Raw genomic sequence first — 25,979 nt, forward strand, 5'->3', positions numbered from 1 at the left:
CTCGGACCTGACAGATACCTGACCGGCGGTCCGCCGAGCCCCATCCGGCCCGACGCTGGCCCTATGGTCGCCAGCATGGCGCTCACCGGCACCGCGGGCATCTGCGAGGACGACGACGAGCTGCGCGGCATCCTGCGCGAGGCGCTCGAGCGGGAGGGCTACACGGTCCGCGCGACGAGGACGGGAACCGAAGCGGTCAGCGCGTTCGCCGACTACCCGCCGGACGTCTTGATCCTCGACGTCGGCCTCCCGGACGCCGACGGCCGCGACGTCTGCCAGGCGCTGCGAGCCGGCGGCGTCACCGCTCCGGTCCTGTTCCTGACCGCCCGCGACGCGCTCAGCGACCGCCTCAGCGGCTTCCACGCCGGCGGCGACGACTACCTCACCAAGCCCTTTGCGCTCGCCGAGCTGCTCGTGCGCGTCCAGGCCCTTCAGCGCCGGGTGCTCACCCCGGCCGCGCCGGGCCCGTCCGGCGGTCTCAGCTTGGACCCGGCCACCCACGCCATCACTAAGGGCGACGACCGCGTCGCGCTGACCCCGACCGAGTTCCGGCTGCTGGCGGCGCTCGCCGCGCAGCCGGGCAAGGTCGTGCGCAGGGGCGCGCTCGTCGCCGCCGGCTGGCCCGACGGCGCGATCGTGCACGACAACACGCTCGACGCCTACCTGGCCCGCATCCGCCGCAAGCTGCGCCAGGCCGGCGCGAGCGAGGCCATCCACACGCTGCGCGGCGTCGGCTACGAGCTGCGATGAGCTTCAGCGCGCGCCTCCTGCTCACGTCGCTCGTCACCCTGGCCGTCGGCCTGGGCGCGCTGGTCGTCGCCGGCAACGTCCTGCTCGACCACCGCGTCAGCGCCGAAGTCGCCAACGAGCTGCGCGTCAACGCCCAGGCCCAGCTCGCGACCCTGGCGGTCACGCCCTCGGGCGTGACCGTCCGCGAGGCCCCCAACGACGAAGCGCTCGACCATCACGGCTGGGTGCTCGAGGGCGACCGGGTGGTCGAACGCGCCACCAACGTGTCGCCCGCGCTGGACCGGAAGGCCGTCGCGCTCGGCCGCGCGCGAGCGTTCGGGGATCACGATGCGGGCGGCGAGAGCGACATCCGCCTGCGCGTCGTCCCGATCACCGCGCCCGGACGCGCCCAGCCGGTCGGCGCGGTCGTCGTCGCGCTCTCGACCGCGCCGCTGGAGAACCTCCAGAAGGAGGTCCTGCTCGGCTCGCTGGTCATCGCCGCGCTCGTGCTGCTCGCCGGCGGCGTCGCCCTGCGCACGGCGATCAACCGCGCGCTGGAGCCCGTCGCGCAGATGACGTCGCGCGCCGAGGACTGGGGCGCGCACGACCTCGACCGGCGCTTCGACCTCGGCCCTCCGCACGACGAGCTGACCGGCCTGGCCGCGACGCTCGACGGCCTCCTGGACCGCATCGCGGCGTCGCGACGCCACGAGCAGCGCTTCGCCGCCGAGATGGCCCACGAGCTGCGCACGCCGATCGCCGGGATGCGCGGCCGGGCGGAGCTGGCGCTCGGGGTCGAGGAGATCACCGAGAAGGACGACGCCCTGCGCTCGGTCGTCACGCAGTCGGGTCGCCTGACCCAGACCGTCGACACGCTGCTCGCCGTCGCACGACGCGAGCTCGATCCCGCCGAAGGCGCGGTCGACCTCACGCTGCTCGCGCACGAAGTGGAGCAGGTTGATGTCGTCGATCTGACGGGCGGCGACCTGCCACTGGCCGAAGGCGAGCCCGACGTCCTTCGCCGCGCGCTCGCGCCGCTCGTGGCCAACGCCCTCCGGCACGCGCGCGAGCAGGTCACCCTGGAGCTGTCGGCCGATGACGGCCGCGTCCGGATCACCGTTCGCGATGACGGTCCCGGACTTGCTCCGGGTTTGGGCGAACGGGCCTTCGACCCCGGCGTGCGCGGCCCCGACGAGACGTCCGCGGGGGCAGGCCTCGGCTTGCCACTGGCTCGCCGCCTGGCACGCTCGTGCGGCGGCGACGTCGTCCTCGGCGACGGGCCGGGCGGCAGCTTCGTCTTGGAGCTGCCGGCGGTGCGGTCCGTCCACCCGCGCTGAGCAGTCAGGTCATCGCAAGGTTGCCTGCCGCACAGTAGGCACCATGACCAGCACCAGCCACGCGGACGCCGTTCCATCCCTGGGGCGCAAGATGTTCAACAAGGTCCCAGAGGTCACGCTCTTCTTCTGGGTCATCAAGATCATGTGCACCACCGTCGGCGAGACCGCCGCCGACTACCTCAACGACAACCTCGGCTTCGGGCTGACCAACACCACCTACGTCACCGGCGCGATGCTCGCCGTGCTGCTGGTGGCCCAGTTTCAGCTCAAGCGCTACGTGCCGCTCGTCTACTGGTCGGTCGTGGTCGTCATCAGCGTCTTCGGCACGCTGATCACCGACAACCTCACCGACGCCAAGAACGTGCCGCTGCTGACGAGCACGATCGTCTTCTCGATCATCCTCGCCGCCGTCTTCGCCATCTGGTACGCCGTCGAGCGCACGCTGTCGATCCACTCGATCATCACCACCCGCCGCGAAGCGTTCTACTGGCTGGCGATCCTCTTCACCTTCGCGCTGGGCACCGCCGCCGGCGACCTGCTCGCCGAGAAGGCCGACCTCGGCTACGCCGTCTCGATCGCGATCTTCGCCGGCGCCATCGCCGTCGTCACCTTCGCCCACTACGTGCTCAACCTCAACGCGGTCCTCGCGTTCTGGATGGCCTACATCCTGACCCGCCCGCTCGGCGCCTCGATCGGCGACGAGATGTCCCAGAACAGCCACAAGTACGGCGGCCTGGGCCTCGGCACCACCGGCACGTCCTACATCTTCCTCGCCTGCATCCTGGCGCTGGTGGCGTTCCTGACCGTGACCAAGAAAGACCAGACCCCGCCGGAGCGGGTGGCAGCCGACGCACCAGCCTGATGCTGCCGGACCGCGCGTCCTGACCTGCTTCCCTGTCAGGAGTGCTTGCGGCCCTCTTCAGCGTCGATCCGTTCGGCGACCGCTCCCGACAGGGGTCGGCCGCGGCGTTCCTCGTGCTGCTCGCGTTCGTGATCTCGTTCCTGACGATCCGCACCAGCGCGCGCCTGAGCCGCAGCGTCTCATGGTGGCCGGGCTCGGTGCGCAGCGGCGAGGTCCACATCCACCACCTCGTGTGGGGCATCTGCCTGATGATGCTGTCGGGCTTCCTGGCGTTCGCCGCGACGCCCGGCACCGCGTTCGCGCACCTGACCGCGGTCGGCTTCGGCGTCGGCGCGGGGTTCACCATGGACGAGTTCGCGCTCTGGGTCCACCTGGAGGACGTCTACTGGGAGGACGAAGGCCGGCGCTCGATCGACGCCACCGTCATCGCGGTCGCGTTCGCCGCGCTGGTCGTCGTCGGGACGACGCCGTTCGGCCTCGACGACCCCGGCACGGTCACCGGCACCGTCGTGGTCGTCGTGGGCGTGCTCGCGCTGGCGCTGTTGTGCTTCATGAAGGGCCGGATCCTGCTCGGCGTCCTCGGGCTCTTCGTCCCGGTCTTCGCGCTGGTCGGCGCCTTCCGCCTCGCCCAGCCCAACTCGCCCTGGGCGCGCCGGCGCTACTCGCCCGACCGCCTCGCCCGTGCCCGCGTGCGCTTCTCCGAGCACCGCCGCCTCGCGCGCTGGCGCCACCGGGCGATCGACGCGCTCACCGGCGCGCCGAACCGCGACGACGCCACCTGAGCGCCCGCCGTTCAGGAGCCGTTCAGCCGCGGCATCCGATCATCGCTGGCGATGGCAACGTCCACCGCATCGGCAGATCGGCCCGCGCTCGTGCGGGGCGACCGGGCCGGTCTGCCGCGGTGGGCCTGGATGGCCGGCCTCGCGGCCGCGTGCCTCCTGGACGCGTGGCTGCGGTTGTGGGCGTTCGGCCGCGTGCCGCCCAACCCGTGGTACGACCAGGCCGTCCGTTCGATGGGCCTGTCGTGGCACAACCTCTTCTTCGGCGCGCTGGAGCCCGGAGGCACGATCTCGATCGACAAGCCGCCGATCGACCTCTGGCTCCAAGTCGCGTCGACCAAGGCATTGGGGTTCAGCTCGACCGCGCTGCGACTGCCGCAAGCCCTCGCGGGCGTGGCCGCGGTGCCGTTGCTGTACGACCTGGTTCGGCGCGGCTTCGGCCACCGCGCGGCGCTAATCTCAGCGCTGGCGCTCGCCGTCCTCCCCGTCTCGGTCCTCACCGGGCGGTCGGACACCATGGACACGTTGATGAGCACGCTGCTGCTCGTCGCGGTCTGGCTGATCGCCGCGGCGCCGGACCGTAGGAAGCCCGCGGCGGTGGCGACCGCCGGCGCGGTCGCCGGCCTGGCCTTCGAGGTCAAGCTGTTCGAGATGGTCGTCGGGCTCCCCGCGATCGCCGCCGCGGCCTGGTACGCCCTACATCCCGCCATCCACGACCGACCGCGGACCCTGCGCCGCGCGGCGATCGCCTTCGTGGCCGTCGCCGCGGCGTGGCCGGTCGCCGCTGCCATCGCGCCCGGCCCGCACCCGTGGCCGGCCGGCTCCAGCGACGGCACGATCGCGAACGTCATCCTGGTGTACAACGGCATCAGCCGTCTCGGCCCACCGACGCCGGGCTCGTTCTCCGCCACCCTCCCGCCTCCTGGCCCGCTGCGTCTCTTCTCGGCGCGCCCGCCAGACCGCTACCTGCGGATGCTCGGCATCGAGCTGCTCGGAGCCCTGATGTTGTCGTTCTTGGCTTTCGGACTGGCGATCGGACCGCGCTGGGCGGCCCGCGCGCCGATCGTCCTGGACCGGACACGCGCCGGCGTCGGCGCCGGGATCGCTGCCTGGCTGCTGTGCGGCTACGCCTTCTTCAGCATCCAAGGCCGCCCGCGCCTGCGCTACTTCGAGGCGTTCACGCCCGCGGTCGCGGCGGGGTTGGGGATCGGCGCCGTCGTCGCGATCACCACGGTCGCGCGCCGCCAACGCTGGCCCGCGCCCGTCGCGTCGCTCCTGCTCGGCGCCCTCACCACCGCGGTCCTGGCCTGGCCGCTGGCCACCAGCGCCCACCTCGCCCGCGCGGGCGTCGAGGACTCCCAGACGCTCGGCGCCTTCCCGCCGGCCGAGGTCGCCGCGCTGAGCCGCTACCTCCAAGGCCACCAACACGGCGCGCGGTACGAGGTCGCCACCGCCGACACCATCGTCGGAGCGCCGCTCGTCGCGCGCGACGGCCGCCCGATCGTCGTCCTCACAAGCTGGTTCGGCCGGCCGTTCACGCCGCCCGAGCGCCTCGCCGCGCTGGTCCGGGCCGGCGACGTGCGCTACGTCCTGCTCGACTCGCTGAAGTGCGACGGCGCGAAGGCCCCGGCGTGCGCGCCGTCCGTGCGCTGGGCGATCGCGCACGGCACGGACGTCTCGTCCGCCGCCGGGCTGGGCGCGGAGCGGATCCTCCTGCGCGTCCGCGCTACGCCGTGACCAACGGCCGTTGAGCGAGCTGCTGCCCGGCCTCACCGTCGTCCTGCCCGCCCACGACGAGGCCGGCAACATCCTGGGCGCGATCGACGACGCGACCGCGGCCGCCGAGCGCTTCGCCGTCCGCCACGAGATCGTCGTGGTCGACGACGGCAGCACCGACAGCACCGCACCGCTGGTCGAGCGCCTCGACCGCTCCGACGTCGTGCTCGTCCGCCACGGCGAGAACCGCGGCTACGGCGCTGCGCTGCGCTCAGGGCTGGCCGCGGCCCGGATGCCGTGGATCCTGATCACCGACGCCGACCACCAGTTCGACCTGCAGCAGCTCGGCCACCTGGCGTCTGCCGCCCACGACGCCGACCTCGTCCTGGGCTGGCGGATCGCGCGCCAGGACCCGCTCGCCCGCCGCGCCGCCGGCTGGACCTGGAACCGTCTCGTCACCCTGACGCTCGGCCTGCGCGTGCTCGACGTCGACTGCGCCTTCAAGCTCGTCCGCCGCCGCGTCGTGCAGGACCTCGACCTGCGCTCCGACGGCGCGGCCATCAGCGCCGAGCTGGTGCTGCGCGGCCGGGAGGCGGGCGCGCCGGCCAAGACGTCGCTCGGGTAGTGGATGCCCATCGCGACACGGGTCACCGCGAGGATCGACGCGCCGACCAGCGCGAACGCCACGACCAGCGCGCCGAGGAAGAGCGCCTCCGAGGCGTTGGGGTAGGCGACCAGCGGGTCCTCGACCAGATCGGCATGCGCGAAGAGCGTGTTGAGGTCCTTGACCAGTACGAGATCGACGGCAGCAACCGCAAGACGACGTACGCCTATGACCCATCCGACGGGTTGATCAAGACCACGCACGACGACACCTTCTCCAAGGACGAGTACTACGGTGACGGCACGCTCAAGGCGTACACCAACGAGCGTGGGAAGACGACCAATTGCTCCTATGACCCGCTCGGCCACTTGACGGCCGCGACGGATCCGCTGGGGCGCGTCACGAGCTCGATCTACGATCCGATGGGCGAGCTGGTCCAGAAGGTGCTTCCCGGCGGCTCGTGCTCGACGTCGCCGTATACCGGGTGCGAGACGCTCACCTATGACCGCGCGGGCGGGCTGCCGTCGAGCAACTGGGCCGACGGCCTCACGACCGGCACGTCGAACGTCGTCTACGACGCTGACCATCAGCGAACGTCCTACAAGGATGCGAGCGGCACGACGACGCTGACTTGGGACAGCCTCAACCGGCTCACGAGCGTCAAGGTCGCGACCACACTGGCGAACTTCGCCTACACCCGCGACGGCATGGATTACGTCGCCACGGCCACGACCACCGGGATCACCGACCCGGCGCAGACCAACACCTACAACAGTCGCGAGCAGCTCGTCACCTCGGGCGCGACGAGCGCGCCCACGGCCTACACCTACGACGCCGACGGCAACATGACCCGCCGTAGGTCGTCGTCGCTGGCCTACGACGACGTACGCCTACAACGAGGCCAACGAGCTCACCTCCTACAACGGCTCCGCGACCTACGTCTACAACGATGGCGGCCTGCGGATGTCCAAGATGATCTCCGGGACGAAGACGTCGTTCACCTGGGACGCCGTCCAGGACCCGCCCCGGCATTGCTGTCGGACGGCACCAACAACTACATCTACGGACACGACGGCCACCTGCTGGAGCAGATCACCAGCAGCGGCACCGTGACCTACGTCCATCACGACCAGATCGGCAGCACCCGCCTGCTGACGAGCACGACCGGAACCAACGTCGGTACGTACAACTACGACGCCTACGGCGGCAGCGTGACGCACACGGGCACGGTCTCCGCGCAGATCCAGTTCGCGGGCGAATACGCGGACAACGAGTCCGGGCTGATCTACCCCCGCGCGCGCTACTACGACCCCGCCGCCGCCCAGTTCGTCAGCGTCGACCCAGCGATAGAACTGGAAAAAGTTGACGGGAAGTGGGAGCGGCAAGGGTCCCGGCCACCGGATCCCGATGATCCCATGGACGAGCTGATGGCCGCGTCCGACGACATCCCCGTCGACGTGAAGGTCACCATCACCACGGTCATAGTTCCCTAGCCATGGAGCTCATCGAGATCCAATTGAACGCGCCCGGCGGGCCGAGCCTGGCGGACGTGCTGCGGGCGCTCGAGCCCGACCTGCGTGAGGTGCCGTGGCTGGTCCTGGACCTCGGCGAGGTCGTCCCCGGCGACGACCTCGGCCCCGAGCCGGACCTGCCCGAGCGCGTCCGCGACTCCGAGCACGGCGTCGCACTCACCTACCCCGAGCTCGACGCCTTCGCGCGCGGGGTCTCGCAGGTCATCGACGGGATCTTCCTCGGCGGAGCGAAGGACCCCTCGCGCGACGCGACCATCGCCGACAACGCCGGGCGGGCGACCCACCTGCTCGCGATCGTCGACAGCTCGTTCTGGCTGATCGGCGGCCCGCCCCCCATGATCGCGCGCGCCCGGGTCGTGTTCCCGACCGCGCGGGCCGTCGGGGTCGATCGTCTCGCTTCACTGCCGTACTGGGGCTAAGACCTCCGCCCCTACGCCGACCAAACGCCTAGAGCCAGGGGACTCGAACTCCCGACCGCCGGCATAGCGCTCCGAAGCGGCCCCTTCGGAGCTAGGGCGCCGATATGCTCGCGATGGGCCGCCGAGGTCGTCGACCGTCTCCTCGTGCGGTTTCAAGCGCAGAGCCAATCCAGCACACCGTTTGCGACTCCCCGGCGCTTCCTGCACGAAACTCCTGGCATCGCTCGGACTTCACCGAATGGCCAGACGAAGATCCCCAACGGGAGCTAACCGTGACCGTCGGGTTCTCGACTCTCAGGTTATGGGGCGTATTAGTGAGTTAGTTTGCGCTTACTGGCGCTAGCGAAGGCCTCAGAAATGAGCGGTTTCGGGCGTTTTGCGAGTTGCGCGAACTTCGCTGGGATTCGTGGGGCGCGTTGCCCAATTGTTGCCCCACCGACTCGAGTGTCCGGCAGTTGATCACGCTTCCGTCTGCCAAGACTAGGCGTCTGGCTCGTCGCCTTCGCTAGGCGGACAGGAGTGGCGTGGTGTCGCAGGACGCATGTACTCGAACGAATATCGGCCGCGCTTGTAAGTGCTGATCATCCCGCTCGGATTCTTCGACGTCACGGTGATGCGCCAGCCCATGACCGTCAGCGGCCGGTGGCAGGCCATAGGCACGGTGTCGTGCCCGTCCTTGAGACGGAAGAGCACCCGCTTGGCCTCCGCGCAGGACAGATACGGACGATGCCCCATGTAGATCGAGCGCTCGGGCCCGACTCGACAGGTCCGCTCGGCCCAGGCGGGAGCCGCGCCCCACGGCGCCACCATCAATCCGATCCGGCCGGCGAGGGCCGGGAGCAGCGCGACCGCAGCGACAACCAACGCGACCGCGCGGACGCGGGACATCAATGGACGAACAAGCGTGACGCCTGGACGAAGCCCCACGGTCATTGTCACGGTAGTGGACATGGACCATCGCCAACCACGCAAAGTTACCGAGCGGTGGTCCGCATGCGGTGCTCCGCGATGTACCGGATCTAGCAGGTTGATGTCGTCCACGTACGTACGTGTCGACTGCTGGCGGCTCTCGTTCGGGTCGATGTTGGCCTATACCGCGCAGGTCCTGCGGACGAACGGGTCTCCACCGCTGCACCGCAGGGCGCGTCATCGCAGCGTGCCGTTCAGGTCTGAGCACGTTCGGCGCCGCTCCGCCCGCGACACGTCGGTGAAGACCACGAGCTCGGCCGATCTATAGACGCAAGCCGGCTCCTTGGGCGGCTCGCGTCGGAGGGCGGCCGACCGGGCGTCCACGCTGCCGAACCGCACGTAGTAAACGTGCGGGCCGAGGTTCTGGCAGACGAGCAGGTCCTGCTCGCGCACGTCGCCCCAGCGCCGCGCGTAGTCCAAGCGCACGCCGTCCTGTTCGTCGATCTCCGTGCATGCCGACCAGTCCAGCGCGTGGCGGACGCGATCGGCTCCCTTGCGCGGATACAGATGGAAGACGAGCACGGCCGCCACGGCCAGGATGATCGCGCCGAGCGCTAGGCCGGCGAGCTTTCGGTGACGCGTGAGCAGCAGCGTTCCCTTCTCAGCCGATGTTGGCCGCCGTGTGGTGCGGACGGACGATGACGAACTTCCAGTCGCGGTTCCACTCGTGCGTCCCGGCGATGTTGTTGTGGATCACCGTCGCCAGCGAACGCGTGTAGCCCGGTAACTCGGCGGCGATCAATTCTGAGTGAGTCGCGCCGTATGCAGATCGTTGTCCCTAGTCCCGGGACTAGGAACAAGCTGCTATTCTGCGGTCATGTTCAAGGGCGAGGACGTCGTCCTGTTGCTGAAGCTCAGCGCAAGTGGACCGGAATGGACGGTCCGGACGCTGGCCGAAGAAACGGGCATCCCGCGCAGCGTGGTCCATCGGGCGCTGAAGCGCCTGGCCGCCGCCGGCCTCCTGGACGAAGGACGGCGTCGCGTCAACGGCAGCCAGGCCGAGGAGTTCCTGATCCACGCCGTCAAGTACATCTTCCCCGTGGTCTTGGCGGGCGAGAGCCGTGGCGTCCCAACCGCCTGGGCCGCGGAGCCGCTGGTCGACCACATCGCCTCAGCGCCCAGCGAGCTCGCTCCCGTCTGGCCCGACCCCAAGGGCCGGCAGCGTGGACTGGCTCTGCGCCCGCTGCACGAAGCCGTGCCCGAGGCCGCACGACGCGACCCCACCCTTGGCGAGAGCTTGGCGCTCGTCGACGCGCTCCGCCTCGGCGACGCCCGCATCCGCGGCGTCGCCGCCGAGCTGCTCACCAAGCGCCTCACGGAGTCCGCGCCGGCGTGAGCATCCACTTGAACCTTGCACGATCATGAGTTGACGAAGCACGGGCCGGTGCGCGCCTAGGCTCAACGCCCGGTATGAGCGCCGACACGTTCCGCGCGCGCCTATGCAGGCGCAGACTGGCTACGAACTAGGGCATAGAACTTGCCGCTGCCCGGCCACGCCGGGGGCCGACGCCCACTCTGCCCCAGCCCGCCACAGGATCCATCAGAATCACGAGCTCCATGATTCCCAATCGGTCCGGCACGCCGGAGGAAGACATCGCGGCGGCGCTCGCGGGCATTCGCGATGGCACGGGTGCACCGATGTCGTCCGAGACGAAGACCGAGATCGCGGATGCCATCGCGGTGCTCCCCGAGCGCGAGAAGCTCGTGATCGCCCTGTACTACTACGAGAACCTGGCGCTGCGGGAGATCGGAGAGGTGCTCGGGGTTACCGAGTCCCGCATCTCGCAGATCCATCGTTCCGCGCTTCGTAGCATTGCCGGCCGGTTAGGCCTATTCGATAGTGACGGTCGGCCGCGGCCTGCACTGATCGCACCCGACGGCCAGCCTCTTGCCGAGGCCTCTCGCGAGAGCCGCGAGGTTCAGCTTCGCGTTCAGAACATCAGTTCTGAGCTGATTGCGACCCTCGCCCGCCATCCGGAAGGCGTATACGAACTCAATCCTCGACGCTTCGAAGAACTCGTTGCAGAGCTGTACGCCCGACGCGGCTTCGAGGTCGTGCTCACACCAGCAAGCAACGATGGCGGAGCGGACCTTCTCGTCGCCAAGCACGACGTACTCGGCCGCTCACTTCATGTCGTCCAATGCAAACGCTACGCGCCGGGCCGCAAGATCGGTCCAGCGGTCGTCCGAGAGCTGATCGGCACAGTCGAGCATCGACGCGCCTCAACCGGCGTCCTCCTGACGACGTCGTTCTTTACGAAGGGCGCGCGACGCCTCGAACAGGATTACGAGCATCGGTTGACGCTCCACGACTTCGTCGCACTTCGCGACCTCCTCAACCTGCCACCGGTCTAGCTCCTAGGACACACGACCGTGCCAGTAGAGGTCATGCGAGGCGTACTGATGAACTATTTTGCGCTTACTAGCGCTAGCGAAGGCCCCTGAAACCGGCGGTTTCGAGCGGATGGCGAGTTGCGCGAACTTCGCTGAGATTCTTGGGGCGTGTTGCCCAAATGTTGCCCACACGACTCGTATCATTGCCAAGTCCAAATCAGTCCAGAGATTCCCACCCGGCAACCGCTACTCAGCTCGCAGCTCGACCTCTCGGTGACGCCTTCCGCAGCTTCGCCACGCACCCGAGGACTGACCCGTCACTAATCAGTTGCAGCCTATGCGTCCGGGACGACCCAGCTCCACGGCTCGGCCGCGCGCTGGAGAGGCGGCACGAAAAAGTAGCCGCCACAAAGCACGCGCTCGAACGCGCGAAGGGCGTCCTGGCCCGCGCCAGGACGGGGGAAGTCGGGGTTGACCGTCCACGCCCGCGTGATGAACTCGAACTGGGTCGTGATCGTCCGGCCGAAACAGACGAACAGCAGGCCGCGCCGCTGCCCCGACACCGTCGTCTGGATCAGCGGGTAGCCACGTCGGAAGATTCGGCGATCTCCATCCCCCGGGCCACGGGGATTGGTCTTGCGCACGTGGGAGGCGAGCGGCGTCACGACACCATCCGGGTCGCTACCGAAGTCTGGCTCAACGACGGCTGCGCTCGGGTCGTCGGATGCATGGAGCGCGGAGCCGCTGACCTTCCACCGCCCCACGATGTGCTCCTGATCCCGCAGCGTCCGGACGTCCCACGCTGCCGTGTCGATCGTGCTCGCGCGGACGACCATATAGGTCCCGTTCTTCGTCCATGCCGGCTCAAAGGTCGGCGGCACTCGGAGGTCGGATGGGAAGGCGGGCAGCTGCGGGCCTCCGTACGGGCTGGACTGCCCGGGCTCGATCAGGGGGACCTGCGGCGGGTAGTTGATGTTGTCGGGATCGACGAAGACGAGCCTCGCGTCTTCAGCCGATCGACGCGGATCGAGGTTCGACGTGCCGTCCTGAAAGCCGATCAACGCGCGGCCCTCACGACGGTTGACACGACCAGACCGGCTGTTGTGGCGCTGGACGCCCGCGCTCGTCCAGACGATCGAGAAGTGTGCGGCAAGCTCGTACTCAATGCGACGGAGCGCATGCTCGGCAAGGTAGGCCGAGTCGGTGCAGACCTGCAGCACGATGTCGCCGTTGGCTGAGTTCTCGGGCGAGTCCTGCAACTGAGCCCACGGGATGTCGATCAAGTCCTGCGGGCGCTGGTCAGCCGGCACGCCGAGCTTGCTGTAAGCACCTGCGCTGAAGCCAACCGTGATCGTGAGGAAGTAGCGGTCGTATCCATCATCGAATCCAAGCTCCCCCGTCTCGGCCGACGGCGCATCCTTGTTCGAGCCAGGCGTCGTGTCGGCCAGGTCCGAACGCAGTTCGGCCTTGACTAGGTCGCGCAGCGCGGCGACAGCCGTGCGAGCACCGACTGAATCGGCAGCGGTCAGCGAAAGAGCGATGACAAGCCCGTGCTCGGGGGGCCTATTGGTGATTCCGGCCTGAGGATGGCGGGCTACTGCAGCTGCGGTCATGGAGCCTTCTTCGTGTTGTTGGTTGAGTGAGTTCGCGCACGCCGGACTAGCCGCGCGACGCGCGCGGATCCCGACTCCGCGGGTACGTGTTCCGCTCACCGATCTGGCCGTCGGTCTTGTGGACCAGATGCTCGACGCCGCGCTCAATGGCCATTTCGCGTCCCTTGGCCTGGGCCTCGGCCTTCGTAGAGGCCGTGTTAGAGACACGTTGACTGCCCTCGACACGGTTTGCCCAGCCATCGCCGTGAGGGACGGTATGGATATTGCTGTTGCTCATACCTCGACCGTATGAGCCGGTTGAACCACAGTCGAGTCAAAGACTCAGAGAGCCGGTCTTAAAGACTCATGGCCCTTCTACATCAACTCGCGAGATCGCCCAGCCGGTGACGCAGACGTTCGACCATGCCGTCGATCTCGTCCGCCAGAGCAGACGACGAAGACGCGCCACCGAAGACGGACATGATCTTCGACAACTTGCTCGACGACGCACACCACCCGGGCTTGAACTGAGGTGCGTCGATGACCGCCCGGAATAGGTCGGGATCCAGAAACGCGCTACGAATGCTTGGGCAGAGGCCGTGGTCGTGCCAAAGATTGTTGTACAACATGCGAGCACGATCGCCGCGGTCATAGTGAGTCAGACCGATGGCGTCATAGCAATCGACAACAGCAGGGCAGCCACGCGTAGCGACAATCGCTAGCCCGTCTCGATCAACTGCTCGCTTCGCGATGTCCTGAGCAGCTGTGGGATGCATGACGTCATCTACGAAAACAGCAGGACGCGTCACCGACTCGAGGGCCACAGTGACATCGGCGCCGTCCTCTATCGCGACTCGCTGGTAACCATCGAGGGCGGCGTCTGCGAGAAGCATGCGTGCAAGCGTGCTCTTGCCCATCCCGGGGTGGCCATGGATGACGATCGAGCGCTTCTCGTGGAGCATCTCGCGAGCACAGTAATAGGCCTTGGTTTCGACAAGCCGTGGCAGCGCCAGGTCGCCACCTTCAAGGAATGGTTGCTCGCCCGGAACCTTTAGAGCGCGGTCTGCGCCCTGCGCCATCCAATACTTGATGTGACCGCGAGAGGCATCGACATGTTTGTTAGCGAGAGCCCGCAGCCCTCGAGCATCAAGGACGTGCGCCGCATCGGGTAGCAAGAGCTCGAGTGATCGCCTTAGGGTTCTCCACAGCGAAGCCTCGAGTCGAGACGCGCTTACAAAGCAATACAGCTCGCCGCGCTCTGCTCCTCCCCGATCTACCAGCCGTTGAGCCTCATCGGTGACCCCGCGTACTACGACGTCTGGGTCGTAGTTCGAGTTCATCATGATGCGTACTGTGACCCGTCCGGTCGCCGGCGTAACGACATCGGGCCAGTCGAGCCATGAGAAGTTGTCGTCCTCCGCCAGAGAGAACTCGGCACGAAGCAATGTCCCCACGAGCGGCTTCAGGTCCGCGTCGGAAAAGGTCGCAAGCGCATCGTCCATCGCTGTGCCTTGGCCCACCGGGGCCGGGACCGCTTGATCAGGCGTCACCGACGCGAACTCATCTAGCTCCCTTTGAAGAACTGTGACTGCGCGCCGGACAGATGCGACTGCCTGGCCTTCCTCCGCCCCGTCGGATACGTCGCACTCGGCAAGTCGTAGCCAGAGCTGTGCCGCTGCAACGTGCCCGCGGGTGGCGTCTACCGCCCAGCCGTGGTAGACGGCGGGCACGCAGCTTAAGACGTCAGACAGCGAAACGACACGTGTCTCGTCTCGACCATCACCGCCACTTCCGGACCGGCGTTTCGTCCGTCGCCAGCGGTCAATTCTCTCGCCTTCGCGATCGGTTAGCGCCACCCCGGGAGGCGTCCACGCTTCGCTCTCGAGTGCTCCGGTCCCCACAAGAAGGTCGCCAGATCCCCACGAAGCCGGTACCAGTGACCAGCGACGATCGATCCAGGAGTCCTGGTCCCTACTTCCGGCCCGGATGCCGACAACCAACGTCATCGGACTGGTTTGCGCAAGGCAGAAGCGCCAAGGTGGGCTGGAGCTTGCATCACGCGGGCATTCGGATGCCCTGCGCGGGCGTTGAAAGGCTCGGGCACACGTGGAGTGAATACCGGCCGTGAGCTGATACGCAAGAGCCAAGACGAAAGCCGTGAGGCTTTGACACATCCCATCGGTTGTACGCGTCGTGACGCTCCGCTACGTTCGCCCAGCGTCCACGCCAACAAGCTGAACTCCTCTGTCCCTCTTCTTCCATACACCAATCGATGAGCGCCGCTGACAGGGACCAGCGGGTCGCTGCGATCCGCGCAGACATCGCTCAGCCGGGCTTCGCCCTTCTGCAAGAGGCTGGACATATCCGCCTCAAGGATCAACGCTCGGCCGCCACGTGCTTCGATCGGTCGCTACTTGCAACCATCGAAGCCCAGCGTGACGCTGCCCTCCCGACCGCCAAGGCCCTGCATGAACGCGGAGGGCCGAAGCCTCACACACTTGAGCGCTTCCTCTGGCTGTCCGATCTGTCGCCGCTGCCCGGCGCCTTGTTTCGACGTGCGTTGGATCGTCGTGTGATCGCGCGGCCAAAGCGCTTAGTTCTCGACGCGCGCACCGAAACGACGATCGGGCCGGACAAGTTCGGGGCCTATCACGAGCAGGCCCCGCCCAACATCTACCGCGAGATCATGGGCCCCGACGCCGTGCTGCCTCCCACCAAGGCGTCAAACACCCCCGGAGGCGTTGCCACGATCACGCTGCTCGCCGACTGCGACGGCGTCTATATCCCCGTAGCAGCGGCCGCCCTCGCTCAGAACAAATGGGCACCGTCCGGATGGCCCGGACGAGAGGCAGCTGCGGAGCAGGCGCTGCGCATGCATGGCGAGTTGTTCGATGAGCCCTTCATCGTCACACGTGAGGATGTCGCCCAAGCGGTTATCAGGATGGCTGGAACGGTCGAAGATCTTGCACCGTGGGAGATCGACCTCAATGAGGTGCCCATCACCTGCGGGCGCTTGCGTTCAGGGCTTTCTGTGGCTTCGGATGACTTCGGCACGGGCACCAGGGACATTCACGTCGGGACGGATCTGCGTGCGCTCGCCGCCTTTGGTGCCGCCGGCATGCCAACGCTCTTGGAGTTGCCGCGACCTTCAGCAGGGGCAACCGTGACGGCCGCTACCTCTTGCGACTGGGAAATGGCAATCGACGGCCGCGGCGTCACGCTGACCGAGCTCGAGGCGATGCTGTACGAGACGATCGCACCCTGGACGCGCATGCCCAGCGAGATCGTCGCGGGTAACTGGGGCAGAGACCGTCACGTGTTCGCGGTTCGGACAACCGCCCACGCCGAGAATTTGCCGGAAGGGCTGGACCTGACGTTAGTCGCGGCGATTCGCGAGGACCGACAGCGGGACTTCTACGTCACCTCGCTTCGTCCCCATCGCGACGAGGACGTCACGAAGATCGTGCGACTAGTGGCCGACGAGACCGAGCGCCGACGGCGAGACTCGGGGCTCGAGGTTTGTATCGGCGAACTACTCGGCGAGTGCTTCCTCCAACGGAACCGTCGCCGGCGCTTCCCTGACAGGCGCGGGTTCGCGGGACTCGCGCAGGCGGCTTACGGTGTTCGTCGATACGCCGACCTTGTCGCCTAGCACGGCGTGAACTCGCCGTCCAAGGGATGGCACAGTCCGTCTGAGTGCTTTCAGGCCGAGTCCGACGTCAGCGAACTTCTCACAAACTTCGCATAAAGTCCGTTGAGTTGCGCTCGACAACATTGAGTTTTTAAGGGAGCTGCGTGCGCCTTCTTCGCGTTCACGTCGTAAACTTCCGTTGCCTACGAGACCTGCACATCACGTTTGATGACGTCACGGTTTTGGTGGGCGCAAACAGCACCGGCAAGTCCACCGTCCTCCACGCGCTCAATTGGTTTTTTCAGGGCGGACCCTTGAGCATGGAGGATGTCCACGGCCACCAGCCGAGCGAGCGCGTAACAATCGGTGTGACCTTCAGCGACTTCGACGACGCTGATCGCGAGGCTCTCGGTGCCTATGTCGTCGGTGACGAGGCGACCTTCTGGCGAACGTGGTCGATGGAGCACGGCGAGAAGCTAACCGGCAAGGGTCGGTCGTTCCCGGCCTTTTCGACGATTCGTGACCAACCTCGGGCGACCGAGAAGCGCAAGGCATATAACGAGCTTCGCGATACTCAGCCTGATCTCGGGCTTCCAAAGGCAAATAGCGCCGCCGCCGTCGACGAGGCTCTCCAGCAATGGGAGACCGAACACCCGGATCAGCTACAAGAGGGACGCACGGACGCAACGCACTTGTTCGGGTTCGCCGGCCAGGGACGACTCGCAAGCCGAATGGACTTTGTCCTGATCCCGGCAGTTGCCGACCCAGATGCCGAGACGCGCGACGCCCGGGGGACGCTGCTTCGGCAGCTTCTTGACCGGGCGCTTGGCGAGCAAAGCGGAATGCGGGAGCGGCTGGCGTCTTTGCAGGAGCGGGTCAGCTCAGAACTCACAGACATCATGGCCGCAGAAGGAGGCGCGGCTTTGGAGAGTCTGTCGTCGGCAGTGACCGAGCAGCTCTCCGAGCTCGTGCCAGGTGGCGAGGTTCTCTTGTCGGCTCGCGACCCCGAGGTCAAGCTGCCACCTCTTGCTGTCGATCTACGGGTCGCGGACGATGGACTTGACACATCGGTAGGACGCCAAGGACATGGCTTCCAACGCGCACTCCTGATCGCCGTCGTTCAACAATTAGCCACGGCGGTTGCTGCGCAGACCGACGAGAGCGCACAGGCTTCCGGAGCGCCGCCCGCTCTTGTGCTTGCTCTTGAAGAGCCGGAGCTGTATCAGCACCCGCTGCAGGCTCGACACTTCGCAGGTACGCTGACCGCGCTGGCCGGTCGGACCGAGGCAACGATCCAGGTCGCCTATGCGACGCATTCAGAGCACTTCGTGGACGCGTCGCAATACGAGCGCCTTCGTCGCTTCCGTCGGCGGCCCGGCGCGCCATGGCCCGAGAGTCACGTGGCCCAGGCGACAGTCGAGCGAGTCGTGGCAAGAGTGGAAGGAGTGCACAAAGCGGAGCAGATTCCCCTCCGCGTCCGCATGACTCTACGCCGGCAGGTCGCTGAAGCCGTGTTTGCCAAGGCCGTTGTGCTGGTCGAGGGCAAGTCGGACGTGGGGTTATTGCAGGGACTCGGGGATCGGATTGGTGGCTTAGACGCGCTGGGCGTGGCTGTGGTGCGCTGTCACGGCAAGCGTCAGCTACTGATCCCATGGGCGATTCTCACCGAACTCGACGTTCCGTGTTTTGTCGTCTTCGATGGGGACGCTGGGCTTGCTAGCCGGATGCAGGCCGACGGAAGGCAGGAGGCCGACATCCAGGCTGCTCAGGCGTCCGTCGGACGGGACAATGCGCTCGTTCTAAGCACTTTGGGACAACCCAGCGCGGAGCAGCCCGCGACCGGGGTAGGCGATCGATGTGCAGTTTTCGCCGACAGGCTGGAAGCCGAGCTTGCGTCGTGGCCAGGCTTCGAGGCGGCCGTTGAAGCGTTCAAGTTGGAACAGGGAGACTTTCGTCCGAAGCCCGACGATGCGTACCGCCACGCCGCTGGCACTGTTGCGGCAGACCCGCCCCAAGTGCTGCAGGACATGCTTGTGCGTATCGAGGCACTAGCTGCCTAAGCCATTCACGTGCGATGTAGCACCAACAGCACCCCGGCACCCATCACCAGCGCGGCCGCGCGATCGGCCGCGCGATCACGCGGTGAGTCCGGCCTCATGGCCGACACCCCCGAGGTACCACGTAGATGAAGATGTCGCCGCTCCGCGAAGCCCCGGAAGCCGCCCAACTGCACGGACTTTCAGGCTCTCGGCCTAGAGGCCAAGAGGAAGCGCACGCGGCAGCCCGCCAGGAAGCCCAAGCGGAACCGCACGCGGAACCCAGACGGAAGAGACACCAATCGCCGCGGCCAACGCGGCGGGCGGCGGCGTGCGAGATGTGCGTCGCAAGTTGGACCCGCGCTGTCGTTGCCAGAGGCACATGCACGACAGAGCGGCTGGCCATCCGGCGGTCGAGCGTGCCGGCGAGGACCGACAGGCCGTCGCGCTGCTGAGAAGTAGATCCGCGCCCAGCCCAAGGCTGCGGCGACGTAGTGAGATTGAGCTCATGTCTTTCTTCCCTGGCAGGAGCGTCGGATCTGTTGGACGAACTGTCCTCGCCCGGACCTGCCGGTCCGCGGACGGGGAGCCCGGATCCGTTGTGCAGAGAGATTGCGCGTGATGGCGACGTCGCCGATGACCGGTGTCGGGCGAGGTGACGCGCACGCGTCGGAGCCGGGTATGGGCGTCGGTTCCCAGCACGCCGAGCCAGCTCCTCGGGACCTTCTGAGAGATGTTCATGGCGCTTAGTCGAGCCAGAGGCACAACACCCCTATCCCGATTTGCGATGTGGGTCGTTCGCCGGACATCGCCCGCTCTGAACGCCAGCGTCGAGCGAGTCTTGATCGCCGGAACCTCTGTGACACCGCGCGGGTGACGGGTGCATGAGGCGGTCACTTTGCGACCGTGACGAGCGCTACCGTCCGCACCAAACCAGTGAGCACCCCAGCCGCCTTGATCATCGACAACGCCTCAGCCACCCGCCGGCTCGGAGCCGAGGACTTCCGGCGCTGGGCCGAGACCCGCACGGTCTTTCTGTCCAGCGAGATGCGTGATCTTGGTCCGCTTCGAGCGCGGGTCGCCGATGCCCTGCGAGATGCCGGGTTCTCGGTCGTCGTCTTCGAGGACCTCGGCGGTCGCGACGAAGACGCCGAGCGCGCGTACCTCGACGGCGTCGCCCGGTCCGACATCTACATCGGGATCCTCGCCGACCGCTACGGCACGATGCTTTCCAGCGGCCGCTCCCCGACGCACGAGGAGTACCTCGAGGCACGGCGGCGCGGCAAGCGGATCTCGTTCTGGCTCGCACAGAACGCCAGCAGTCGTCAAGGCAACGCCATGGACTTCGTACAGGAGATCCAGACCTTCCACACCACCGGCCAGTTCTCAGACGCCGACGACCTCATCCGTCGACTGCTTCAGCGCCTGTCCGAGATCGCAGCCGACGACGAGGCTCCGTGGATCAAGGTCGGCGACGCCTGCATCCGCGCTGGCGCCATCCGCGACGAAGGCAAGTTGATCGTAGTGGAGGCTGAAGTGCGCGACGCAAGCGTCGCCCGGTACCTCGAGGGCCTCCGGTCAGATGAGTGGGGCCGCTCCACCGACGTTCCCATTGCACTTGCCCACCGCGCCGGCACCGGCCGCGTGACGCGTGTCGTCAGCGAGATGCGCAGCGCATCGGTCCGCCACCTCGAGATCACCGCCGACGTCAGCTGGGGCGAAGGCCGCGGCGGCTCGATGGAGACCGGAACCGCTGGCCTCTCGCCGGACGACCTCACCGAGGCCGGACTTCGAGCCGGCCTTCTCGGTGACCCGCTGCCCTCCGGCCTCGGCTCGATGGACTTCATGGTCGACGCTACCGACCCGCTCGCCGAACTCCCGACCGGCCTGCCGCCGGCTACCGAAGAAGCCGTCGGCGGGCTCCTTATCTCGGAGCGGCTGCTTGCCTCGGGCAAGGCCTCCTACATTTCCCGATTCGCGCTCGGCCCGGCCCACCTCGGACGCCGACTCGTCGAGCTGACCTACGGCGACCCGCGGCGGTACACGAACGTCGAGCCCGGCGAGCGCCAAATCGAGGGAATGCGCACCGCGACCAGCTGAGCTGGCGCTGCGCACCAGTCGACGGAGGTGCTGCAGTCGTCCTAATGCCAAAGGCACGCAGCGCAGCACAACGCTCAACATCAGAGGTAGCAATCATCTAGGCTTCACCGCCCGATGGCCAGCTACTCGGATAACTAGGAATTATCGTCGATGGAGACGGACCTCTCCGCGTTCTTGCGCGCCTCGCTCGCACGACAAGAAGAGCTGCTGACGTCCTCGCTCATCCTCAACCCGGTGGAGAACTTCCCGTTCCCTGAGGATCTGGCGGCAGTCGCCGGTCCGCTGCACGGCCTCTACAACAGCGACAAGCCCCGCACCCGGGATCAGCGAGTGGCGACGCCCATGCAGTTCGCCGGTCGACAGGCCATGGAGGCAGACTCGCGAGTCATCTACTCGGCCTGGGCGGAGGCGCTCGGCGCAGCAGACGTCACGCTCCGTCTGCTGTCGGGACTGCATGCTCACATCGTCCTCTTCATGGCCATGGCGCGCCCCGGCCAGACCGTGATGCTGCTCCCGGTGGAGGCTGGAGGGCACATGGCAGGCAAAGCGATCCTCCAGCGGCTCGGGCTGGAGGTCGTCGACATGGTCGTCAACGAATCCGAGATGTGCGTGGACGTCTCCGCGACGCTCGATCTCTGCGCCCGGGTCGACCCGGACTTCGTTTTTGTCGATCGCAGCGAAGGGCTTACGTTCGAGGACTTCGGACCGCTCGTGGCAGAAGTAGGAGCGGACGCCATATGCGTGTTCGACGCGTCTCAGTACCTCGCCAACATCATTGCGGGCGATCACCCCAATCCGCTGCAGGCGGGGTTCGGCCTCGTTGTCGCCAGTGTTCACAAGAACTTCCCGGGTCCGCAGAAGGCGCTGATCGCGACGCGTGAGCGAAACGAGTCGTGGCTCGAGATCCTCAGCGGCATCTCCAGCTTCGTGTCGAACATGCATCCCGGGAGCGTCTACGCCGCGGGTCTTGCACTCGATCGGAAAGAATGGCTTACTGAGTATTCAAGTCGGATGCTCGACCTTGCGGTGCGACTTGAGGCTGAGCTGTCCGAGCGCGGCGTGCCGGTCGTGAGGCGACCTCACGATCGCCTGCCCACTCACCACGTCTGGATCCGCGAGACCGATCGTGAGCATGCGTTCACGACCTATGAGCGCCTCGAGCAGTGCTTGATCATGACCAACTTCCGGCTCTTGCCCTATTCGCTCGGCTACGGGCTTCGTCTCGGGCTCAGCGCAGCCGCGCGGCTCGGCATGACGGTCGAAGATGTTCCGCGGCTGGCCGAGCTGATCGCGCAGATCCGCGAGACCGGTGCGACCGCCGCCCTTAGGCAAGAAGCGCGCTCGTTCAACCGGAGCATCTGGTCGAAGGGAGCGCTCGTATGAGCGCCGGACCCACATCGTGGCAGTACCTCCTCGTCGGACCCGAGACGCTGGTGCGGCAGGACCGGACCTTGCCGGCGCTTGACGAGGGCCGGGTCCGCGTCCGCTTTCTGTACTGCGGGCTGTGCGGATCAGATCTGTCGACCTTCGAGGGGCGTCGCCCGATCCGCTACCCGCGCTCGCTGGGGCATGAGTTCGTCGCCGAAGTGCACGAGGTCGGATCGGCGGTGGACGATTTCGTGCCGGGTGACGTTGTGACCAGCGATCTGAACTTCCGCTGCGGGGCTTGCGACCAGTGTACGGCTGGCCGCTCCCATCTCTGCCGCAGCGGACAGACTGGACAGTTCAGCAACCGCGCATTCGCCGAGTTCGGGGACCTTCACCCGAATTACCTTGTTCCGATCGGTGGCAACGCCCAGCGACATCTGGCGCTTAGCGAGCCGCTGTCCTGCGTCTTGCACGCCCGGCGTTGGGCGACCCCGATGCCAGACGATCGCATCCTGGTCATCGGCGCGGGTGGTCTCGGGATGTGCATGGCGTTCGCATTGACGACCGGTGTCCCGCCCATCCCCTTCGATATCACCGACGCCATGCCGAGCCGCGTTACCGCCATCGGCCGCGCTACCCCCAGCGCGACGGTGGTCGACGAGCCGACAGGCGAGTACGACATCGTCTTCGACCTGTCCGGCAGCGAATCCGGGCTGCGGCTGGCGTGCTCGCACACGCGACCGGGAGGGCGACTCTGCACGATGAGCCACCTCGATGGGTACTCATCCGCCGACTTCTTGTTGGCAGCGCTCACCCGCCGGGACATCACGTTCACCGTCAGCTACCTCAACGGCGAACGGAACACGCTTCGTACCGCGGCCGCGGAACTAGCACAGGGCTGGAGCGACGACTGGGAGCAGGTCATCGAGGCCATGCCGATCGCACGGTTGCAGGAAGCATTCACGACGCGTCGCAGTGCCCCATGGTGTAAGACGATCTTGGATGTCGCGTCACTCGGTGATGGATGAATGGGCGATCTTGCCGAGTTGGACATCCGGGTCGGGACCACGGACCGGTGCGCCGAGGTGCTCGAGCTGTGGGGCAGGGCAGGGGCGGCAGTAACCGTCACGGACAACATTCCCGCTCTTCTCCGTCTCATCGAGACCGACGAGCAGGCTCTGCTGGTCGCGGAGACGGGCGGTCAGGTGATCGGGACGGTCATCGCGGCCTGGAACGGTTGGCGCGGGAGCCTGTACCGACTCGCCGTCGATCCCGACCACCGGCGTGCCGGGGTGGCGACACGGCTCGTTCACGACGCCGAGCGTCGTCTGAGGCAACGCGGAGCGATCCGAATCGACGCGATCGTCAGCGATGACGACGGGGCCGCCAGGCGGTTCTGGATGGCAGCCGGATATCAGCACCATCACGGCCGCTCACGGTTCGTCAGAGATCTGTAGCGGTGATGTCGCGCAGTCCCGTGGTCGGCGCTATGTAGCTCGCCATCACGGACTCCACGGGATCCTGGATCAGCCATTCCATCTCCCCGACGATCCGAGAGAAACCTGCGGCATCGCCTAGCAACAGGAAAGGGACGGCCTGCAGGTGGCGGTATGTGCCCATGCGATCGACGACTGTGGTCAGCTGCCGGCACGTGGCCTCGGCCGTGTCGTGGTCGCCCGCCAACCACTCGGTGACCACCCCGGCCTGGAGGGCGAAGGCGACTCCCGCCTGATATCCCACCTCGGTCGCCCGGCTAACGGCCTTCGCCACGGCCACGCGGGCCTCCTCTGTCTTGCCGAGCTTGGACAGAGCCACCCCCAGGGCGGCGTCGCACTTGGCAAGCTCGATCCGGTTCCCCAACGACGCGTGGATCTTCGCGGCATCGTTCGCTGCGGCAAGGGTACGACGCGGATCGAACCAGCAGTACGTCTCAGCAAGGTTGGTGTACAACCTGCCCAGGAGTGCGGGGGCCCGGTCCGTCGTCGTCGACTGAAGCGCCCGCAGATAGAGTGCCTCGGCCTGGTCCAAAGCGAACGAGAACCGGTGGGCGTGCCCTCGATACCGGACAAGTTCTGCCCAGTCGGGGCTCTCGTCAGGATCGATTGCGTCGTATGTCTCTGCCAGGAGCGACGAACTCTGCCGGAACGCCCCGTCCATGGTGAGCATGCCCCCTTGGTACATGCGGGCGCGGACCTGCGTACGGTCGCCAAGGTCGAGACGCGGGGATCGATGAACGCTCCGGCGGAAGCCGACCCGGGCATCGGCGTAGTTGCCGGCGAGCCCTTTCACGTAAGAGAATTCGAGATCTACAGCCTGCTCGTGCCGGCCGAGCAGCGGCGCTCTTGGCTGTAGTGCCGCGAAGCGTTCCAGAGCAGGTTCGATGCCGACGATACGTCGGGCCGTCAATGCAAGGAAGAACTCCAGTAGGACGTCGGCCCGGTGCTCCTCCTCAAGCGATCCCTCAGACCCCAGCGACGCCAGCTCGTTCCAGTAGCCCGCGTCGTACAGGCGGAAGCCAACGTCTACCAGGCGCTCCACCGCGGTCGTCCGCATCTCGTTGACCGAGTACCAGCCGGTGATCACCGCCCGCAGGATCGGTAGGACCTCGTCCGGGTTCAGCGCCTCGTCTTGGCTACAGCGATCCAAGAGATGCTTGGTCACCGCCTCCAGCGCCGCATGACGCACGCTCGCGGCGGTCGTCGACTCCCGCACGAATGCGGTGAGGAGATCGTGCGTCTTGAAGAGGCCGGGGGAGATCGACTCCACGAAGTACCAGTCAACGAACTTTTGGAAGCTCGGAAAGCTGACCTGCAGGTTCAGTTCGGTGACGACGCTCTTGAACAGCCGCTCGTCAAAAACCTGCGACGCAGCGAGTGCGACAGCGAGTTCTCGATGCGCTTCGGGAAAGTGCTCGAGGAAGTGCTCGACGGCCGAGTCGGGGGACGAGGGCAGATGCTCGAGAGCAATGCTGCCGTCTCGGCTAGCCAGCTCGGCGCAGCCGTTGATCACGGTCTCCAAGAGAAAAGGGATGCGACGGGCGGCATTGATCAGCCGGTCCTCGATCTGCCGATCCATTCCGCCCAAGCGCGCGCTGAGCATCGCCCTAGCGTGGTCCTCGGGCAGCGCATCGAGAGGAACCTCCACCAGCGCATCGCGCAACACCGGTTCCGTCCAGTGCAGCGGCTCCCGCGTGGACACGACATGGAGACCTCGTCCGAGTGTCCCGATGAGCTCTCGCAACCACGGCGCCCCAGCTTCGCGCGTCATGGCCGACTGCCGGTCGTAGGCGTCATAGAACGCGATGAATCCCCGCCCGTCGGAGTCGATCGAGCGCTTCATGTCAACGCCGAAGTAATGCGGGAGGCGTGCCAGCAGAGCTCCCGGACGCTTGTGGAGCCGCTCGATCTCCTGGAACTCCTCAGGACGGTAGTGCAGGCGCTTCTTGACCATGCGCTTGAGGCGTTCGAAGACCGTGAGCCCGAAGCCGATCGGCAGGACGAAGCCAGCGAATCCGCCACCGAGCTCGAGAGCCTGCACGACGTGGGAATCAGCCAGACGACCCGATCGGGACAGCTGAAGCGGCTGTCCCATGGCGTTCCAGTACGCCAACACCGCCGTATCGAACAGCAGGCACTGGCAGTCGAGCTGATCGCGCATGGATAGGAGTGGCCCGATGCTGCTCATCGACCCTTCGCCCTCGAGCGAGACCCACAGCAGGTGGTGACGGTCACCCGCCACCCGGGCCCAGACCTCTTCCAACAGGCTGGTCTTGCCCATCCCGCCGTGACCGAGCACCTCGAGGACCTTGAAGCACGTCGGGTCCTGCCGGAGCGACGCCAGATGCATCTCGATCAGCGCCAGCTCTTCCTCTCGGTCAAGAAACCGTGGTGGTTCGAGCAGCATCGGCCGGTCGGATCCTGAGCCGCTCTGTGACACGATAATTCCTAGTTATCGCGGTAGCGACGCCGCGG

Annotated in this window: 23 protein-coding genes; 16 read left to right on the forward strand and 7 right to left on the reverse strand. The window is 66.8% G+C overall.

Annotation, left to right across the window (positions count from 1 at the left end; all coding sequences use genetic code 11):
* Positions 1 to 75 precede the first annotated feature (75 nt).
* Genes ACT01A_RS10495 through ACT01A_RS10530 form a run of 8 tightly spaced genes read left to right on the forward strand, consistent with a single transcriptional unit; the run spans position 76 to position 7,978 of the window.
* Positions 76 to 750 carry a response regulator transcription factor gene (locus ACT01A_RS10495; protein ID WP_445152199.1) on the forward strand — a complete coding sequence of 225 codons (675 nt, stop codon included), beginning with the start codon at positions 76 to 78 and terminating at the stop codon, positions 748 to 750.
* Positions 747 to 2,066, forward strand: a complete 1,320-nt coding sequence (locus ACT01A_RS10500) for a sensor histidine kinase (RefSeq protein ID WP_445152200.1) — start codon at positions 747 to 749, stop codon at positions 2,064 to 2,066. The genes ACT01A_RS10495 and ACT01A_RS10500 overlap by 4 nt, the downstream gene beginning before the upstream one ends.
* Positions 2,067 to 2,109: 43 nt before the next feature.
* Positions 2,110 to 2,928, forward strand: coding sequence for a COG4705 family protein (locus ACT01A_RS10505; RefSeq protein WP_445152201.1), 819 nt, complete (start codon positions 2,110 to 2,112; stop codon positions 2,926 to 2,928).
* Between the two features lie 41 nt (positions 2,929 to 2,969).
* The gene (locus ACT01A_RS10510; RefSeq protein ID WP_445152202.1) at positions 2,970 to 3,710 is read left to right on the forward strand and encodes a hypothetical protein; all 741 of its coding nucleotides are present in this window, start codon (positions 2,970 to 2,972) and stop codon (positions 3,708 to 3,710) included.
* A gap of 51 nt (positions 3,711 to 3,761) precedes the next feature.
* On the forward strand, positions 3,762 to 5,444 hold the full coding sequence (locus ACT01A_RS10515) for a glycosyltransferase family 39 protein (protein ID WP_445152203.1): 1,683 nt from the start codon (positions 3,762 to 3,764) through the stop codon (positions 5,442 to 5,444).
* Between the two features lie 10 nt (positions 5,445 to 5,454).
* Positions 5,455 to 6,048, forward strand: coding sequence for a glycosyltransferase family 2 protein (locus ACT01A_RS10520; protein ID WP_445152204.1), 594 nt, complete (start codon positions 5,455 to 5,457; stop codon positions 6,046 to 6,048).
* On the forward strand, positions 6,048 to 7,520 hold the full coding sequence (locus tag ACT01A_RS10525) for an RHS repeat-associated core domain-containing protein (protein ID WP_445152205.1): 1,473 nt from the start codon (positions 6,048 to 6,050) through the stop codon (positions 7,518 to 7,520). Before ACT01A_RS10520 ends, ACT01A_RS10525 begins: the two co-directional genes overlap by 1 nt.
* Positions 7,521 to 7,522: 2 nt before the next feature.
* Positions 7,523 to 7,978: a hypothetical protein gene (locus ACT01A_RS10530; protein ID WP_445152206.1), complete on the forward strand. Its 456-nt coding sequence runs from the start codon at positions 7,523 to 7,525 to the stop codon at positions 7,976 to 7,978.
* A gap of 480 nt (positions 7,979 to 8,458) precedes the next feature.
* On the opposite strand, the gene ACT01A_RS10535 is transcribed toward ACT01A_RS10530, so the two are convergent.
* The 3 genes from ACT01A_RS10535 to ACT01A_RS10545 form a co-directional block, all read right to left on the reverse strand.
* Positions 8,459 to 9,019, reverse strand: coding sequence for a hypothetical protein (locus tag ACT01A_RS10535; RefSeq protein WP_445152207.1), 561 nt, complete (start codon positions 9,017 to 9,019; stop codon positions 8,459 to 8,461).
* 105 nt (positions 9,020 to 9,124) lie between these two features.
* Positions 9,125 to 9,478: a hypothetical protein gene (locus ACT01A_RS10540; protein ID WP_445152208.1), complete on the reverse strand. Its 354-nt coding sequence runs from the start codon at positions 9,476 to 9,478 to the stop codon at positions 9,125 to 9,127.
* Positions 9,479 to 9,548: 70 nt separating this feature from the next.
* Positions 9,549 to 9,689: a hypothetical protein gene (locus ACT01A_RS10545; RefSeq protein ID WP_445152209.1), complete on the reverse strand. Its 141-nt coding sequence runs from the start codon at positions 9,687 to 9,689 to the stop codon at positions 9,549 to 9,551.
* 75 nt (positions 9,690 to 9,764) lie between these two features.
* On the opposite strand from ACT01A_RS10545, the gene ACT01A_RS10550 reads away from it, so the two are divergent.
* Positions 9,765 to 10,283 carry a MarR family transcriptional regulator gene (locus tag ACT01A_RS10550; protein WP_445152210.1) on the forward strand — a complete coding sequence of 173 codons (519 nt, stop codon included), beginning with the start codon at positions 9,765 to 9,767 and terminating at the stop codon, positions 10,281 to 10,283.
* Positions 10,284 to 10,504: 221 nt separating this feature from the next.
* Entirely contained in the window at positions 10,505 to 11,302 is a 798-nt protein-coding gene (locus ACT01A_RS10555) for a sigma-70 family RNA polymerase sigma factor (RefSeq protein ID WP_445152211.1), read from the forward strand.
* 314 nt (positions 11,303 to 11,616) lie between these two features.
* On the opposite strand, the gene ACT01A_RS10560 is transcribed toward ACT01A_RS10555, so the two are convergent.
* From ACT01A_RS10560 to ACT01A_RS10570, 3 genes are all read right to left on the reverse strand, one after another.
* Entirely contained in the window at positions 11,617 to 12,894 is a 1,278-nt protein-coding gene (locus ACT01A_RS10560; RefSeq protein ID WP_445152212.1) for a Dyp-type peroxidase, read from the reverse strand.
* 46 nt (positions 12,895 to 12,940) lie between these two features.
* Positions 12,941 to 13,171 (reverse strand): DUF2188 domain-containing protein, encoded by a 231-nt coding sequence (locus ACT01A_RS10565; RefSeq protein ID WP_445152213.1) that lies wholly within the window; start codon positions 13,169 to 13,171, stop codon positions 12,941 to 12,943.
* An 82-nt stretch (positions 13,172 to 13,253) separates the two neighbouring features.
* A complete protein-coding gene (locus ACT01A_RS10570; protein ID WP_445152214.1) occupies positions 13,254 to 14,375 on the reverse strand; it encodes an nSTAND3 domain-containing NTPase in 1,122 nt (373 codons plus the stop codon).
* 770 nt (positions 14,376 to 15,145) lie between these two features.
* Between ACT01A_RS10570 and ACT01A_RS10575 the strand changes: the two genes are divergently transcribed.
* From ACT01A_RS10575 to ACT01A_RS10600, 6 genes are all read left to right on the forward strand, one after another.
* Positions 15,146 to 16,525, forward strand: coding sequence for a hypothetical protein (locus ACT01A_RS10575; protein WP_445152215.1), 1,380 nt, complete (start codon positions 15,146 to 15,148; stop codon positions 16,523 to 16,525).
* 143 nt (positions 16,526 to 16,668) lie between these two features.
* Positions 16,669 to 18,564, forward strand: a complete 1,896-nt coding sequence (locus ACT01A_RS10580; RefSeq protein WP_445152216.1) for an ATP-dependent nuclease — start codon at positions 16,669 to 16,671, stop codon at positions 18,562 to 18,564.
* A gap of 930 nt (positions 18,565 to 19,494) precedes the next feature.
* Positions 19,495 to 20,640, forward strand: coding sequence for a DUF4062 domain-containing protein (locus ACT01A_RS10585; RefSeq protein ID WP_445152217.1), 1,146 nt, complete (start codon positions 19,495 to 19,497; stop codon positions 20,638 to 20,640).
* A gap of 150 nt (positions 20,641 to 20,790) precedes the next feature.
* Complete coding sequence (locus tag ACT01A_RS10590; RefSeq protein WP_445152218.1) at positions 20,791 to 22,023, forward strand: hypothetical protein; 1,233 nt, start codon at positions 20,791 to 20,793, stop codon at positions 22,021 to 22,023.
* Positions 22,020 to 23,036 carry a zinc-dependent alcohol dehydrogenase gene (locus ACT01A_RS10595; protein WP_445152219.1) on the forward strand — a complete coding sequence of 339 codons (1,017 nt, stop codon included), beginning with the start codon at positions 22,020 to 22,022 and terminating at the stop codon, positions 23,034 to 23,036. Before ACT01A_RS10590 ends, ACT01A_RS10595 begins: the two co-directional genes overlap by 4 nt.
* The gene (locus ACT01A_RS10600) at positions 23,037 to 23,465 is read left to right on the forward strand and encodes a GNAT family N-acetyltransferase (protein WP_445152220.1); all 429 of its coding nucleotides are present in this window, start codon (positions 23,037 to 23,039) and stop codon (positions 23,463 to 23,465) included.
* Here the strand turns inward: ACT01A_RS10600 and ACT01A_RS10605 are convergent.
* A complete protein-coding gene (locus ACT01A_RS10605) occupies positions 23,452 to 25,911 on the reverse strand; it encodes a hypothetical protein (protein ID WP_445152221.1) in 2,460 nt (819 codons plus the stop codon). The two genes, ACT01A_RS10600 and ACT01A_RS10605, sit on opposite strands and share 14 nt — an antisense overlap.
* Between the last annotated feature and the right edge of the window lie 68 nt (positions 25,912 to 25,979).

The sequence above is a fragment of the Baekduia sp. Peel2402 genome (assembly GCF_052567285.1).